Annotated in this window: 15 protein-coding genes; 1 reads left to right on the top strand and 14 read right to left on the bottom strand. The window is 57.0% G+C overall.

Features of this window, described 5'->3' with window-relative positions; translation table 11 throughout:
* The 8 genes from KJ970_04940 to KJ970_04975 all read right to left on the bottom strand — a co-directional run.
* The coding region (locus KJ970_04940; protein ID MBU2690254.1) for a hypothetical protein at positions 1 to 228 on the bottom strand (228 nt) is incomplete at its 3' end.
* Positions 229 to 287: 59 nt separating this feature from the next.
* Positions 288 to 1,295 (bottom strand): tRNA (adenosine(37)-N6)-dimethylallyltransferase MiaA, encoded by a 1,008-nt coding sequence (miaA, locus tag KJ970_04945; protein ID MBU2690255.1) that lies wholly within the window; start codon positions 1,293 to 1,295, stop codon positions 288 to 290.
* A complete protein-coding gene (mutL, locus tag KJ970_04950) occupies positions 1,261 to 3,036 on the bottom strand; it encodes a DNA mismatch repair endonuclease MutL (protein ID MBU2690256.1) in 1,776 nt (591 codons plus the stop codon). The genes miaA and mutL overlap by 35 nt, the downstream gene beginning before the upstream one ends.
* A 2-nt stretch (positions 3,037 to 3,038) precedes the next feature.
* Complete coding sequence (locus tag KJ970_04955; protein MBU2690257.1) at positions 3,039 to 3,968, bottom strand: hypothetical protein; 930 nt, start codon at positions 3,966 to 3,968, stop codon at positions 3,039 to 3,041.
* A 3-nt stretch (positions 3,969 to 3,971) separates the two neighbouring features.
* The gene (locus KJ970_04960) at positions 3,972 to 4,634 is read right to left on the bottom strand and encodes an MgtC/SapB family protein (GenBank protein MBU2690258.1); all 663 of its coding nucleotides are present in this window, start codon (positions 4,632 to 4,634) and stop codon (positions 3,972 to 3,974) included.
* 43 nt (positions 4,635 to 4,677) lie between these two features.
* A complete protein-coding gene (locus KJ970_04965; GenBank protein ID MBU2690259.1) occupies positions 4,678 to 5,673 on the bottom strand; it encodes a glycosyltransferase family 9 protein in 996 nt (331 codons plus the stop codon).
* Positions 5,667 to 6,023: a hypothetical protein gene (locus KJ970_04970; GenBank protein MBU2690260.1), complete on the bottom strand. Its 357-nt coding sequence runs from the start codon at positions 6,021 to 6,023 to the stop codon at positions 5,667 to 5,669. The genes KJ970_04965 and KJ970_04970 overlap by 7 nt, the downstream gene beginning before the upstream one ends.
* A 27-nt stretch (positions 6,024 to 6,050) precedes the next feature.
* Positions 6,051 to 7,772 carry an FAD-dependent oxidoreductase gene (locus tag KJ970_04975; protein MBU2690261.1) on the bottom strand — a complete coding sequence of 574 codons (1,722 nt, stop codon included), beginning with the start codon at positions 7,770 to 7,772 and terminating at the stop codon, positions 6,051 to 6,053.
* 139 nt (positions 7,773 to 7,911) lie between these two features.
* Between KJ970_04975 and KJ970_04980 the strand changes: the two genes are divergently transcribed.
* Complete coding sequence (locus tag KJ970_04980) at positions 7,912 to 8,484, top strand: hypothetical protein (protein ID MBU2690262.1); 573 nt, start codon at positions 7,912 to 7,914, stop codon at positions 8,482 to 8,484.
* Positions 8,485 to 8,523: 39 nt separating this feature from the next.
* On the opposite strand, the gene lpxK is transcribed toward KJ970_04980, so the two are convergent.
* Genes lpxK through lpxA form a run of 6 tightly spaced genes read right to left on the bottom strand, consistent with a single transcriptional unit; the run spans position 8,524 to position 14,621 of the window.
* Positions 8,524 to 9,651 (bottom strand): tetraacyldisaccharide 4'-kinase, encoded by a 1,128-nt coding sequence (lpxK, locus tag KJ970_04985; GenBank protein ID MBU2690263.1) that lies wholly within the window; start codon positions 9,649 to 9,651, stop codon positions 8,524 to 8,526.
* Positions 9,648 to 10,958 carry a hypothetical protein gene (locus tag KJ970_04990; GenBank protein ID MBU2690264.1) on the bottom strand — a complete coding sequence of 437 codons (1,311 nt, stop codon included), beginning with the start codon at positions 10,956 to 10,958 and terminating at the stop codon, positions 9,648 to 9,650. The genes lpxK and KJ970_04990 overlap by 4 nt, the downstream gene beginning before the upstream one ends.
* A complete protein-coding gene (locus KJ970_04995; GenBank protein ID MBU2690265.1) occupies positions 10,906 to 11,646 on the bottom strand; it encodes a lysophospholipid acyltransferase family protein in 741 nt (246 codons plus the stop codon). Before KJ970_04995 ends, KJ970_04990 begins: the two co-directional genes overlap by 53 nt.
* Complete coding sequence (lpxB, locus tag KJ970_05000; GenBank protein ID MBU2690266.1) at positions 11,627 to 12,811, bottom strand: lipid-A-disaccharide synthase; 1,185 nt, start codon at positions 12,809 to 12,811, stop codon at positions 11,627 to 11,629. The genes KJ970_04995 and lpxB overlap by 20 nt, the downstream gene beginning before the upstream one ends.
* Positions 12,812 to 12,828: 17 nt before the next feature.
* On the bottom strand, positions 12,829 to 13,806 hold the full coding sequence (locus KJ970_05005) for a Gfo/Idh/MocA family oxidoreductase (GenBank protein MBU2690267.1): 978 nt from the start codon (positions 13,804 to 13,806) through the stop codon (positions 12,829 to 12,831).
* A gap of 38 nt (positions 13,807 to 13,844) precedes the next feature.
* Positions 13,845 to 14,621, bottom strand: coding sequence for an acyl-ACP--UDP-N-acetylglucosamine O-acyltransferase (lpxA, locus tag KJ970_05010; protein ID MBU2690268.1), 777 nt, complete (start codon positions 14,619 to 14,621; stop codon positions 13,845 to 13,847).
* Between the last annotated feature and the right edge of the window lie 16 nt (positions 14,622 to 14,637).

A 14,637-nucleotide genomic window follows, 5' to 3' on the forward strand; every position in this document is an offset into this window, starting at 1 on the left:
GAGCGCGCGGAAGAGTTCCGGCCGTTTCAACCAATAGTCGGCCTGGAATGTCTGCCGGCTGAAATCGCGGTCACAATGCTGACATTTATAACGTTGCACACGATAAGGTTTTGTCTTGCGGGAAAAGAATCCCGCTTTCTTGTAGCTCCACCCCTCCGGCTTCTTGTGATACCGGCAATGCGGATTGGGACAGTGCGGCGGCTTGAAATGGGTTCGACATTTCGACATACCCTGCCAGCTGTGCAGGAAACACGCCAAATGCAATCTTCGAAGCACAACCCTCAGGATCAGGGCTCGCTCTCCGAAGTCCCCCACTCACCAGGAAGTTGTCTTACAATCCGCGCCGCCGTATCACCGGCCGGCTCATCCGGTGGAATCTCAATCCGCTTGATGCCGATATACCGATTGCGGAACCAAGTCATCTGACGCCGCGCGTACTGCCAGGTCTTCAGAATCATCTGATCCATGGCGGACTTTTCATCGCACTCACCCTGCACATATCTCAGCCACTCCTGGTATCCCAGAGTTTTGAATCCAGGGGCATTGGGGGACAATCCCTCATCGAGAAGTTCCCGTATCTCACCCACGAGACCGGCCTCGACCATCGCCCGACAGCGATCAGTGATCCTCTCCCGGAGATCATTCGGATCTCGTGCCAAAAAAAAGATCAAGGGCCCCTGACGGAGGTCATATGAACCATGTCCCGAACGATGCCATCCGCTAAGGGGTATCCCGGTTTGATGCCAGACCTCGAGAGCCCGAAGAATCCGCTGGGCATCCCGCGGCGCGATCCTGCCCGCCGTCTCCGGGTCAACTTCCCTCAGCCGCTGATGCAGCGCCTCACCGCCACTCTTATCCCATTCCCGGCGGAGTGCTTCCCGAAGGGATGGATCAATCTCCGGCATTGGATCGATGCGTCCCAGGATGGCATCAATGTACAGCCCCGAGCCACCGGCGGCGAGAAAGCGGCGCCTTTGATTTCGTGCCTTCCGAAGCTCATCGTGGAAGGCCTTGGAGAAACGCGCCGCCGATGATGGAGTATCGGGATTCCAGATATCCAATAAGCGATGGATTTCGCGCTCCGAAATTTCAGCCGGCTTCCCAGTCGCTCTATCGAGACGGCGGTAGGCCTGCCGGGCGTCAATCGAGAGGATTAGGGCCTCTCCACTGCGGGCGATGGTCAGAGCAACATCGGTTTTACCGACACCGGTAGGCCCCACAATGAAGGGAATGCGGCGCACGGAAGGAACCGCAGATCGGTCAGGAACGATGGAAGCGCCGGTCAAGGTCTTCAACCCGGAGTTCGACATAGGTAGGACGGCCGTGGGGATCGCCGTGCGGAACTTCAGCGGCGAAGAGGTCTTCAAGAAGTCGCCGCATCTCTTCCGGATGCAATTCGGTGCCTGATTTTACAGCGCATCGGCAAGCAAAAGCCTTCGCCAGCGCCTCAAGCGCCTCACCCTTGCGGGACTCCGGTGTGATCATCTCATCGAGGATTTCAGCAAGAAGGTTTGGTGCGACCGGCTTATGCGTCAACTGCGGCACACCCTGGACAATGAGGCTCGTCTTTCCGAAGAGTTCCGCTTCAAAACCGATCCGCTTCAATTCCCCAGCAACCTTTTCGTACGCCTCCACCCGCTCTTCCCCCACTTCCAGCACCTGGGGAAAAAGAAGTTTCTGGCTGTGCATCTCTTCCGATCCCCAGCGTCCCAGAGCCTTCTCATAGAGGATCCGCTCATGAGCCGCATGCTGATCGACGATGATAATTGTTTTCGATCTGGGGACGACGATATAGCGCCGGTCCATTTGCCAAGGAGCCGCACTTTGAGCCATCAGCGTCTCCGTATCGCTGGAATCAAACCCATCTTTCACACAGACACCGGCCTCAGGGGCCGGCAAACCGTAGAGACTTTGCGCGACCGCTTTCCCATCCGGCACGGATGACCGGATACCCGGGGACAATGCTACGGGCTGATAACCCGCCGGCGACGAGAAACCGACGGTCGGCTTAAAGGCCGTCGTTACCTGGCCGACAACCCGCAGAATCTCTCGAAAAACCCGGTCGTCATGATATATTTTTACCTCGCGTTTCGTGGGATGAACATTTACATCCATCATTTCCGGATCCATTGTTAAAAAGAGGACGGCGTAGGGGTGCCGGCCCGGAGGCAGAAGATCACCATAACCCTGTCTGAGAGCCTGAATGATCAGGCTCGAAACAATAGCCCGCCCGTTGGCAAAGTGCATCTGATGCGCGGGTGAAGGCCTGGCTCGTTCGGGAGAGCCGATAAATCCCTCAATATGAATTTGTGCATTTTTATTCCGGTTCCCGAGAACACCCTCCAATTCGGCGGAATAGTTGACCGGAACAATATCTTTCAATATGTCGGGCCCCGCCAGGGCCGCGAGCCGCTCTTCTAAGCTCTGTGTGGGAACGAGATCCAAGATCGTGCGCTCATCCACGGAGTAAACCCAATGAACGGGGAGACTCAGCATTGAGTATTGTTCAACATAGCGCCGCGCCTGCCGGATCTCCGATGAGGGTGAGCCGAGGCTCTTCTTGCGGGCCGGTGTATTGTAAAAGAGATCCTCAACCAGAACTGTAGTGCCTTGGGAACGGGCCGCGGGCTCCGGCCGGTTCACTTTCCCCCCCTCTGTTATAATCCGCCAGGCTGTATCGGCTGATTCCCACCGGGTCGTGAGGGTCAAACGGCTGACCCGGGCAATCGAGGGCAGAGCCTCTCCGCGAAATCCCAGTGTCGTGATCCGGTCCAGATCGGCTTCCATCGACAGTTTACTTGTTGCGTGACGCTCCATGGCGACAACGAGATCCTCCGGGGCGATCCCCTGTCCGTTATCGGCGACCTCCATTGATTGGTCAAGCCGTCCGCGGATGCGGATGCGGATCTCACTCGACTGCGCATCAACGCTGTTTTCCACCAGCTCTTTAATAACCGAGCTGGGGCGGGCGATCATCTCCCCGGCGGCGATTCGTGAGATGACACTTTCGGGCAATCTATGAATGCGGAGGCTCACGATCAACTCGCTGGTAATTCATCCGGTCTCTCATCCGGATGATAAGGTTCAGCTGATTGTACAAGAAGACGGGCGCGGTCCCAAAAATATTTCCAGGAAGCGATAGTGCCGACATTCTTGAGGAGGGGGTAAATTTCGTTCCACGCCTTCTCGACCCCGTCCCCGATCCAACTCACTTCAATAATGAGACCGTCGGCCTTCTGACGAAGGCGGCCCGACCCGGCGCACGCTTCCGTCTTCCAAAGATGTCCTTGGTCGTCATCCCATCCATGGGGCATCCAGGAAGCTTCGAGAATCGTATCGGGACCGAGACGCCATCGAAGGGCCAGCGCCGAAACACGGGAACGTGAGGCAAGATCGCGTGCGATCTCCCCAGCCAGCAGCTCCGGGTCCATGACCTTGTGAAGCCAGTCGGGAAGGGGCCGCGGGATCCCCGTATCGCACTCGATCCCGTGTTCGGTTTTGAGAGCCGGTTCCAATCCTTCCCGCGTCGGGATCGCTTCCGGAGCCATCTTCGAGACCAAAGGTGGATTGGCCGCCGGTGTTGAGGTCTCCAAAATCGATTGGGTGATCTCAGTGCCCAAGGCGGGGATTCCTTCCTGCATGAGACTCAGCTCGTCCCATCCTCCCGCCTCCAGAATCTCCTTCTCGGGCATCAGCCGCCATGCGCCCCGATCAAGAAAACTCTTCCAGGCCTCGGGCACCTTTGGCCCCACGACAACGACCTCCGGCAGATCACCAGTGAGTGATCCAACCTCCGTGCCGATTTCCAGACCGAATAACCGCGAAAGCCGGAGCGAGAGATCCTCCGGATCAGGTGAGAGAACCCGAACAACATGAAAACCAGGTTCCGCCAGCATCTTGGGAAGAAGGTCGAGGGCTTCAGGACGAAGCCCGACCATGGCGAGACGCAATATTTGTGGATCTTTCATTTTTTAATTCCCGAACCCGATATCCTCCACGGATGGGTCCCCCGAGAAGGCTTGGAAAATTTCATGAATCGTGTTGGAAGTGAAGACACCGCGATAGGTCACCTGCCAGCTAGCGGATGCTTGATGCACGTGGCTTTCAATAATTTTGACCTCGAGCTCTTCAAGCAGGCTTTGTACAACCTGAACCAGCCGTTCGTCACAAATTTTGAGTCTTAGGGTCAAAACCCGTCCACGGTGCTGGATGATCTTCTCCCACCGATCCAGGATGGTCAGAATTGCCCAGGCAAGGGCCGTCCCACCGACGGCTCCCGAATAGAATCCGGCGCCGATCGCCATGCCGATGGCGGCGACCGCCCAGATTGAGGCAGCGGTCGTGAGACCATAGATCGCCCCGCGGGCCTGAAGGATTGATCCGGCGCCGAGAAATCCGACACCGGTGACGATCTGGGCCGCGATACGGGAAGGATCGGTCAACTTCGAGTTCAGCAGAATCGGTGAATAGGCGGAGATCAGCATAAAAAGACAACACCCGAGGGAGACAAGCATATGGGTTCTGAGTCCCGCAGGCTTTCGTTCTTTTTCCCGCTCGAAGCCGATAATGCCCGCCAAAAGGGCAGCCCCCACCAATCGGAGGGCTATAATTGAAATATCATTAAAGGTGTCCAACTCTTTATCCTATTTTCCGGCCTTTTTCTTATATTTCAAAGGGTTAGGCTAATAGTCTCACATGTTGGATGAGGACATCCGGATCAATCTCCTCAAGACACAGCCGGTGTCCCATCCAGCACCACTTCGCCCCATGAACATGACACGGACGGCAGGGCAGGTCCACCTCGACGATTGAATGCCGCCCGATCGGCGTATAACCGAATTCGGGAACCGTCGATCCGAATATCGAGATAACCGGCCTTCCGACTGCCGCCGCAAGATGCGCCAACCCTGTGTCCCCAGCCACGATGACCCGGCACCCGGACATTTCCAGTGCAACCTCTTTCAAGGGCGCCTGGATCACCCGGTGCCCTTCCATCTCATCCCTTCCCATCTCCAGCGGCCGCTCCGGGTCCCAGAACCAAACCGGTTCGTATCCTTCTTGAAGCAATCTCTTAGAAAAATCAATATAGGTCTTTAATGGACACTCCTTAAGGGGATACCTTGCATGCGGCACCAGGCCAATCCGCTTTTTGGAGAGTGCCGATACTTCTGGGCCGAGACGGTCCAGGATCGCCCCCGCTATCATCGGCGGCTCTCCATCAGCTGGAACCCAATCGGCGACCGGCTTGAGAAATCGCTGGAGCAAGTGCGGGGGTCCCTTGTATCGGCGGCCGGCCACCACCAATCCCCGGCGATGAAGGGCGTAGGATCGGATTCCAATTCTCTTCTTCCAGGAGTAGCCGTAGGCCAACCGCCGGCCCTTGAGCCCCCCCTGAAGATCCCAAAGAATCTGATACCCTTCAGGAGAGGGATCCGCCTTGGAAAGAGGCAAGCGAAGATGGCGTACAGAAGAGCAAAGTGAAATCAGTTCCGCATATTCGGGCCGGGTCAAAAAATCAATCTCGAGATCTGGGCGCTGATTTTTGAGGAGGTGGACCGCTCCGAGCGCCATCAAGATATCCCCAAGAGAGCTCCCCCGGACAACCAAGATCGGTCCATTCCACGACTCCGCCCGCCACATCCATTCCGGTTGCCCTATCGGGGTCTTTACCATTTGTATTCGAAAATCTCCTCAAAATCGAAAACATCTTTAAAATCATCCAAACAGTCTTCATCTCTCTTCCGAAGCAAACCCTTCTCGACCATGAGAAAAACCAAATCACCCACATCCTCTGTTCGGTAGAGCCCCATATGATGAAGAACGGTAAGGGCCATGGGACCATATTCCCGCCGGACCATTTCCTTGATTTGCTCCAAAAGGGTGCGGCCCGAAATATGCCCCGGTTGACCTCTATGCTGCTGGGCCACCTCAAGGGCTCTTAGGATGAGATAGAAGGCATCGGAGTGAAACCGGCCCGATGCTTCAGCCGCCTCGAAAATCCGATCTTCAATCGTCGCGTCCACGATCGATCTCCCCTACCCACGGAATTCTTAGGTTTTCTTCATGCTGCCGTTGCGTGGATCCAGCACCGTGTCGGCGAGATAATTGAGATCATCGCGATCCGGGTGATCCAGATTAGCGTGAAGCCCGCGGGATTCATGACGGCCCCGGGCGCACGCGACAATCATATGAGCTACCAGGGCCAGGTTCCGCAACTCCACCATATCCCGGTCCAGAATAAAATCCCTGAAGTAACCCTCAATACTCTGACGGAAGTTTTGCACATAGCGGGCCGCCAAGTCGAGGCGGTGATCACGCCGCATGATACCCACAAAGTTCCACATGACGGCTCGCATCATATCCCAGTGGGCCGCGATAAGGACCGTTTCCTTGGGCTGGATCGCCTCCCCAGGATCCCACTCCGGCACGGGACCGGGCATCGCCCATCTGTCGATGAGGTTCCGGGAGGTCTCGGCCGCCCTCTCGGCCGTGAAAACGGCTTCCAGAAGAGAATTGCTGGTCAAGCGGTTGGCTCCATGCAACCCGGTAAAGCAGACCTCTCCAGCCGCGAGGAGCCCTGCAAGATCGGTTCTCCCCTGTTCATCGGTCAAAATACCACCGCACATGTAATGCGCCGCCGGAACAACGGGGATCGGTTCCCGGTTGGCATGAATCCCATACTCCATGCAGGTTTGGAAGATGTTGGGGAATCGTTCCTGGATCCTTTTCAGCCCCAAATGCTCCATATGCAGGAGGACATGGTCATCGCCGCGCTTCTTCATCTCCAAATCGATCGCCCGCGCCACAATGTCGCGGCTGGCGAGGTCGCCCCGATCATCATACTTCTCCATGAAGCGGTCGCCGCTAAGGGAGGTTAGATACCCACCCTCTCCTCGAACCGCCTCGGATATCAGAAAAGTCCGGGCAACAGGATGATAGAGACAGGTAGGATGAAACTGGACAAACTCGAGGTCGGTGATGCGGGCCCCCGCGCGATAAGCCATGGCGATTCCATCGCCTGTGGCGATATCCGAATTTGACGTATAGCAATAGACCTTACCGCACCCCCCCGTGGCCAGCAGGGTGATCTTCGCCGTAAAGGGGTGGATCTGCCCCGTTTCCTCATTGAGGACATAGGCCCCCAGGACACGGTCTCTTGGCGCGTCGATGGTGGGCGCCAGGTCGGGACCCGGGAGCCATTGTGGCTCAGGCGGGATATGGAGATCCTCACCATGGGGGGGGCTCAAGGATGAGAGTGAAGGAGAGGAGGGGGTCCCCTCGACCCTTGATTCCAGAATGAGATCGACCGCCATATGCCCCTCCAGAAAGCGGATATTGGGGTGTTCTCGAACCCGCTGGAGAAGGACCTTCATGAGGGCGCTCCCGGTGGCATCCTGAGAGTGCAGAATTCTTCGATGGGTATGCGCTCCCTCCTTCCCCAGGTCGTAGGGTCCCTCATTGGAATGAGCAAAGCGGATCCCCAACGCCTCCAAGCGGTTAATGAGTCTGGGCGCCGCCTCGGTGATCTTACGGGCCACCGGCACGCGGGACAGCCCCGCACCAGCATTCAGCGTGTCCTCAAGGTGGTTGCCCGGGCAATCATCGGGGCCGATAGCGGCGGCAATCCCTCCCTGCGCCCGCCAGGTATTCGCTTCATCCTCGGTTTTTTTCGTGAGGATTGTCACCCGGACCGATCCAGCCATCTCCAAAGCAAAATAGAGCCCCGATAAACCGCTTCCTATGACGAGGATGTCGCATTCCTGCGATGCCATGATTCCCCCTTTTCAGCCTCCCTTTCGGATCTCCAGATCTTCAGTTGAGTCTAGTGGATGCCGATAACTTCAAGAAAGCAGAAGCTCGGGTCCATCCCGGTTCCGCCCTGATTGGTCCAGTCCATCTTGGGAGGTTGTTATGCGTCATCGCTGGTATATTACGGCCATTCTTGCCATGAGTTGTCTCGTTTGTCTTGGGTGCAGCGATTCGTCCGACTCTCCCCGCTCGGAACTGAGCTTCGAGTCCTTGAACGGTTCGGGGAGCATGGCGTTTCAGCCCGTCTATAGCGATCTGATTCATTTTGGCGCCGACAAGGTCCCTTCAAGCGATGACTATGTTGTCGAAGACGCCATCGCTTTTGTTGTTCGCAATGATCCGGTGGACAGCAACCTAAGTCTGAAGCCGGGCGGCGCCTTCGGGAAGGTGACTCTGACACATTATACAATTTCATTTGACTCTGAAGAGCAACTTCCTCCATTCGAAGGGCAGATTTATTTGGATGTCTCCACCGGCGATCGTGCGGAGGGGACCATCATCCTGGTACCCGCTGGTATGAAAACCCGGGAGCCTCTCGTCAGCTATCTCATTGCGGGTAGCGATCTGATGACCTCAGCTGAAATCACCCTCTATGGTGTGGAGAAAACTTCACATGCTGAAGTCTCCGTCACGGCGCATCTGACCGTTCATTTCGCCAACTGGAGCGACAGCTAAAAACACCTGTTGTGGAAGGTCCTCTTTTCGGGGCGGCCGTTAACGCGGCCGTCCCTGCTTTTTTCTGCCTTCGAACGACACCAGGGCGCCCTCGAAAAGCTCCAAGAATTTCCGCCGATCCTCATCTCCGGCCCATCCGGCCGAGCCCCGCACCCAATAGACCCCGGGGATCTCATTAAGAGGTTCCTCCCACCGGACGGCATCTTTCTCGGTGATCAGAATCAAATCCACGTCATTCTTCTTTCGCGCCGCCTTTATTGTCTCGACATCCCGTCCCGACAGAGGTTCGTGGTCGGGAAGGGACCAACTCCAGACAATGTTAAACCCAAGGGATTCGATATCCCGCTGAAACCGGTGCGGCCTCCCGATGCCGGCGACAACACCGGTCCGTTTCCCCCGCAGATCCGCGGGACTCACCACCGGCCCCCCTGCGAGGGGCGTCAGCTCATCCGCCAGGCGCCAAACCATTCTCATCACCGGTGCCTCCGGCAAAAGATCCTTCTGGAAGGATGTCCTCTCTTCCGAAGAGCGCGAGAGAAGGAAACCTCCCGCCCGCCGAAGCCCTTGCGGTGGTTCCCGCAGATCCCCTTGGGGAAGAAGGCAACCCGCCCCCAGTGGACGCGCGGCGTCAAGGCATACCAAATCGAGATCCCGGCCCAGCCGGCGATGCTGGAATCCGTCATCCAGAAGGACGGTATCAAATGAGAGATGTTCAACAGCCCAAGCGGCGGAGCGGTATCGGTCGGAATGGGCTATCACAACCGCCTGTGGACAGCGGCGCGCCAGGAGAGAGGCTTCATCCCCCGCCGTTTTCCATATTCCGGGAAGGAACGGATCGACGGGAACCGGCGCACCGGGCGCCTGCGGGGCGCCATAGCCCCGCAGCAGGATCAACGGGGAGCGCCCCATCTGAAGCAGGGTCTCTGCAATCAGCATCACGGCCGGTGTTTTGCCGACGCCACCGGCGATGAGACCGCCGACACTCAGGGTCGGGCGTGGGATCCAGCGGATGCGGAACCATTCCCTGTCATAACCTTGATTGCGGCATCGGACCGCCAGGCCATAGAGGCTGGAGAGAAGGCCCAGGGCGGATTCCTCAAGGGCGCCCCCCTTGCCAACCCCTTCTCGAAGGCGGCGGATAAAATAATTGTGAATCCGGCGTCTCATGAGGTCATGACACCCCACCGGTCGAGCCAATCCAAAGTCTTTAAAACCCCTCCGGCGAGCTTTTGCGCGGCGAGGCCGGCGCGTTGGGCCGTTTCCCGGCGAAGATCATCCTTCTTTAACAATTCAAGGAATTCTTCGCCCAATGCGGTTCCGCTGGAGACCGACCGGCCGCCGCCCGTCTCTCCTAAAACGGCGGCGACATCGGCGACGGTATCGGTCGATGGGCCGAAGAAGGTCGGACACCCCCTGGACGCCGGCTCAAAAAGATTATGCCCGCCCAGCGGCGCGAAAGTGCCTCCGACCAGACCGGCTGCAGCGATCCACCACAAATCGCTCAGTTCACCGATCGTATCGAGTAGAAGTATTTTTGCTCCATTCTCCGCGGGCCGGACCTTTTGTTTAACCTCGCTTCGTCTCTCAACGATCCAGCCGGCGTCCCCGGCAAGATTCGCGAAGAGCGGAGCGCGTTCCGGATGACGCGGCGCAAGTATAACGAGGACCCGCTGGGATTCCGGCAGCTTCTTTTTGAGATGGATGAGCAATTCCTTAATCGTTTCCTTTTCTTCTGAGCGAAGAGATCCCAGGACCAGAATGGCATTCCAATCCCTCACCTCCAACCACGAGGGATCTGATGGGGGACGTTCGGGCATTTCATACTTGGTGTTTCCGGCAACACAGATCCTCTCCGCAGAGACACCCATCAGGCGGAACAATTCCGCATCCTCAGGTGATCGGGCCGCGACACATCGCAATCTCTTGAACAGAGGGCTGAAGAACCAGCCCATGGAACGGTACTTATCGATATTCCGTCGGGAGAGCCGTCCGTTAACCACGGCGACCGGAATCTCCCGCTTATGAGCGGCTGAAATCATCGCGGGCCAAATCTCGGTTTCGATCAGAATGAGAGATTTCGGCCGTACTTGATTAAAGTGACGCCTCACGACAGGGAACCAATCGAGGGGGACCATCCTTATATCAATACGATCCCCCCAGAGTTGAAGAGCCCGCGCCCGCCCCGTCGGTGTCAGCAGTGTCAGAAGGGGTCGCTTCCCACCCTGCGCCTTGTTCCACGTTTCGCGAAGAATCGGTCTCAGGGCCTCCAGTTCGCCGACCGAAGAGGCGTGCCACCAAACCGGCGGGTCGAGACCTTCCTTTGAACACCCGGCGAATCTCTCCCTCATCTCCTCGGGATATCGCATAGACCTCCAGAAAAGATAGGGTGATCCCAGAAGAACAGCACCTGTCGCCGCAATGTCATAGATCAAGGGCATGACCGAATCTTTCCAAAAAGGGATCCAGCGCTTCATCCCCCGTTATCCACCGAAGGATCTGGCGATGCGCATGATCGTCGTTGGCCTTGAGGAATGATCCGACACGTCCGGTCCATTTTTCGATCGACGCCGCCGGCGGAAGCGTATCGGGGATGGTAAAGGGTTCGGCAATGGAAAGCAGGCATCGCGCTCCGGGATGCGGAACAAGAAAAGCATCCCAGGAACCGAGCCGGGTGCTCGGATGAGCGGCGACCCCGATTGCCAGAATGGCGGCGCCGCTTCGCTGAGCCGTCATCAGGAGGCCGGGCTGAACCTTTTCAAAGGGACCCTGGGGACCATCGGGGGTCACACCCAAAATGCGGCCGGATCGAGAGAGGTTCACCATGTCAAGAATGGCCTTCAATCCGCCTCTTGAGGAGGATCCCCGGACCGTTCCATAACCCATTCGTTCAATGATCTGTGTGATGATCTCCCCGTCGCGGCTCTGACTGATAAGGACAGTAGCGCCACGGTTACGATGCGTATAGGCGAGGGTCATCAGTTTGCCGTGCCAGAAGGCGTAGATCACCGGAGTCCCTGATTGTATAAGCTCTTCTTCCCTTTCGGAACCAAGGATTCGGATCCGCCATGTCGCTCCGAGACTCTTAAGCAATAGGCTGCCCAGACGGCCGGCCCAAACAGCCCTGCCGGAGACCGGGACGCTGTTATTGCGGTGGGCTGTCATCCACCTGACCTTCCAATATTCGGTTTATATAATCGGCGGTTCTATCATAGGAAACCGGGCGGGCGAGCTGTTCACGGATCCTTCGAAAACCGCGGAGCTGCCGATCAAGGGATTCGGGGTTGTCAAGCAGATCCAATAACGCCCGTCCTATAGAGGCGCCGGCGACCTTGCTCTGTGCAAGCTCGGGGACCAGAGATTCTCCGGCCAAGACATTGACCATGGCAAAATGCTTTATCCGAATAAACCACCGAGCAATGAGATACGTTAAAGAAGACACCCTATAAAATACAATCATCGGCGTTTCCAGGAACGCCGCTTCCAGTGAGGCGGTCCCCGAAGCGACAAGGGTCGCATCAGCGGCCTGAAGGAGCGAAACCACCGAGCCGCGAAATATCATGAGTTTTCCCTTGTTACAGGTATCAAGATCCGCCGATATCCCCAGTTCGGATAGGGGCGGCGACAAACCCGGCGCTATACTAAGTCCCCATTGAAAATCAGGTTTTATTGAGCCCGTCCATCGCATCGCATCTATGAGAGGTTTGGCGTGACGCCTCCACTCACTTATCCGGCTTCCGGGTAGAAGAGCGATAAGGGGTTTGTCCCCCTCAAAACCCAGTTTCACTTTCTGCGATTTTTTATCTTGAGCGGGAAGCAGCGTCTCAACTCCCGGATGCCCGACGAAATGAGCCGGCACACCGGCCTCCTCAAGCAGCGGCTTTTCGAAAGGGAAGAGAACCAAGGCTGACCGGACCGATCGCGCCAGGGTTTTTAAACGTCCCCGCCGCCAGGCCCAAAATTGCGGCACAATATAATAGACAATGGGGATTTTTGCGGAACGGGCCCTTTTCATCAGACGAAAATTGAAATCAGGCGCATCAATGGCGACATAGAGATCCGGCTTCTCCTGTTCAAGACGCCGCCCGAGCTGGTTAATAAGCGAGAGGATCCGGGGTATCCGGGGAAGAACCTCAGTAAAACCGACAACCGCCAGCGGGCCGTAGTCGGCCCAGAGTTCGACACCAGCCGCGGCCATCTCCGGACCGCCGATCCCGCAGATTTTCAACGCGGGATTTTGCCGCCGAAGGGCGGCTGCCAGCCCGGCGCCGTGGAGATCACCGCTTCGTTCACCGGCGGCCAGAAAAATTGTCTGGTGCGGACCGAGCATACCCGTACCGCCACTGATCACGATCCCAGCCGATTTGTCAGACTGCTATCAAGGCTTTCCCGTACATTCTGACGGATTTGCAGAGCAAGACGGAGAATCTCAAGACCAACTTCCCCGGGGATGGCGGGTGGGTTCCCCGTGACGACGGCGCTTAGGAAATTTTCAATTTCATCCCGTAGGGGATTGTCGCCCTCCGAGCTCTGGGATTCCCAACGGATCCTTTCGAGCGGATTCTCGGCGGTTTCATCCAACCAAGCCCTTTGAAATCTCCTCTCAAGCAGATCCACTGAAATATATTGCCCACTGCCGAAGATACGGATCTTCCTCATTTTGTCTCTCGAAATCCGGCTCGCCGTCAAGTTGGCGACCGCTCCCCCGCGAAAACGGATCCGCGCATTAGCGATATCTTCGCAAGGGGTTAAAACGCCGACGCCGCTGGCGTCAACCTGCTCCACCGGCTGCCGGATCAGCGACCAGACGAGGTCGAGATCATGAATCATCAGATCAAGCACAACATCGATATCGAGGCTTCTTGGAACAAAAGAGGCCAGACGATGAGCCTCGATAAACCGCGGCGCGGGAATCAATCCTTCAGCCTGCCGAAAGGCAGGATTGAACCTCTCTGTATGCCCGACAGCGAGGATTCGATCCGCATCGAGGGCCTTCTGAATCATCGCCTCCGCCTCGTCCGCTGTTGAGGCGATGGGCTTCTCCACCAGGACGTGACACCCAGCCTCCAAGCATTGCAGGGCGACCTGATGATGCGACGTCGTGGGTGTCGCTACCGTTACCGCCGAGACCCTGTCAAGAATGTCATGGCAATGTGTAAAGGGTTCGCAGCCGGTTTCCCTGGCCAATCTCTCGGCCTTCTCCGGTTCGATATCGACCACGCCCACGAGATCAACCGTGGGCAGGTCTCTATAGATACGGGCATGAAAAGTCCCAAGGTGCCCCGCTCCTATGACGGCGACCGGGATTTTATCATTTGGAGCCATGCCACCTCCTACGGAAAGGCATTCGGAGGACGGTTGGATCAGCGGGTGATGCCCCTCTTGGAGGTTTCCGCGAAATGGCAAAACGCTTCGGCTTCGGGGAAGTTCGGAAGCTCGGTCCGGATACGTTTCAGGGCTTCCTCCACCCTTAGTCCCGACCGGAAAAAGATGCGGTAGACTTTCTTTAAGGCCGCCTGAACTTCCGGAGAGAATCCGCGCCTCTGAAGGCCGACCGAGTTCAATCCATAATTTCTCAACGGATTCCCGGCGGCTTTAACAAATGGCGCCACATCCTTGGGAACGCGGGACCCTCCCCCAATGATACAATGCTGTCCGATCCGGGTGAATTGATGAACCGGTGTCACCCCGCTGATAATCGCAAAATCTTCCACGGTGACGTGTCCTGCCAGATTAACGGAATTACCGAGGATGACATCACTGTGAACTTGGCAGTTATGCGCGATGTGCGCATAGGCCATAATGAGGTTGCGATCACCCAATGCAGTCTCTTCTCCTTCAAAGGTCGCCCGATTGATTGTACAATACTCCCGAAACACGCAACTATTCCCAACCCGGAGCCGTGTCGGTCCGCCCTTGAACTTCAGATCCTGCGGTTCGCTACCCACGACGGCGCCGTGAAAAAACCGGCAGTCTTTGCCGACCGTTGTCCAGCCGTCGATACGAACCATCGATTGCAACCAGCAGCCGTCCCCGAGAACAACATGCGGGCCGACATAACAATTGGGGCCTATCCGCACATTCTCACCGAGCTCGGCCTTTACAGAAACCTGGGCCGCCAGGTCAATGACAACTCCCATCCACTAACCCCCTACC

This window comes from Candidatus Eisenbacteria bacterium, from assembly GCA_018831195.1.
GTDB lineage: Bacteria > Eisenbacteria > RBG-16-71-46 > CAIMUX01 > JAHJDP01 > JAHJDP01.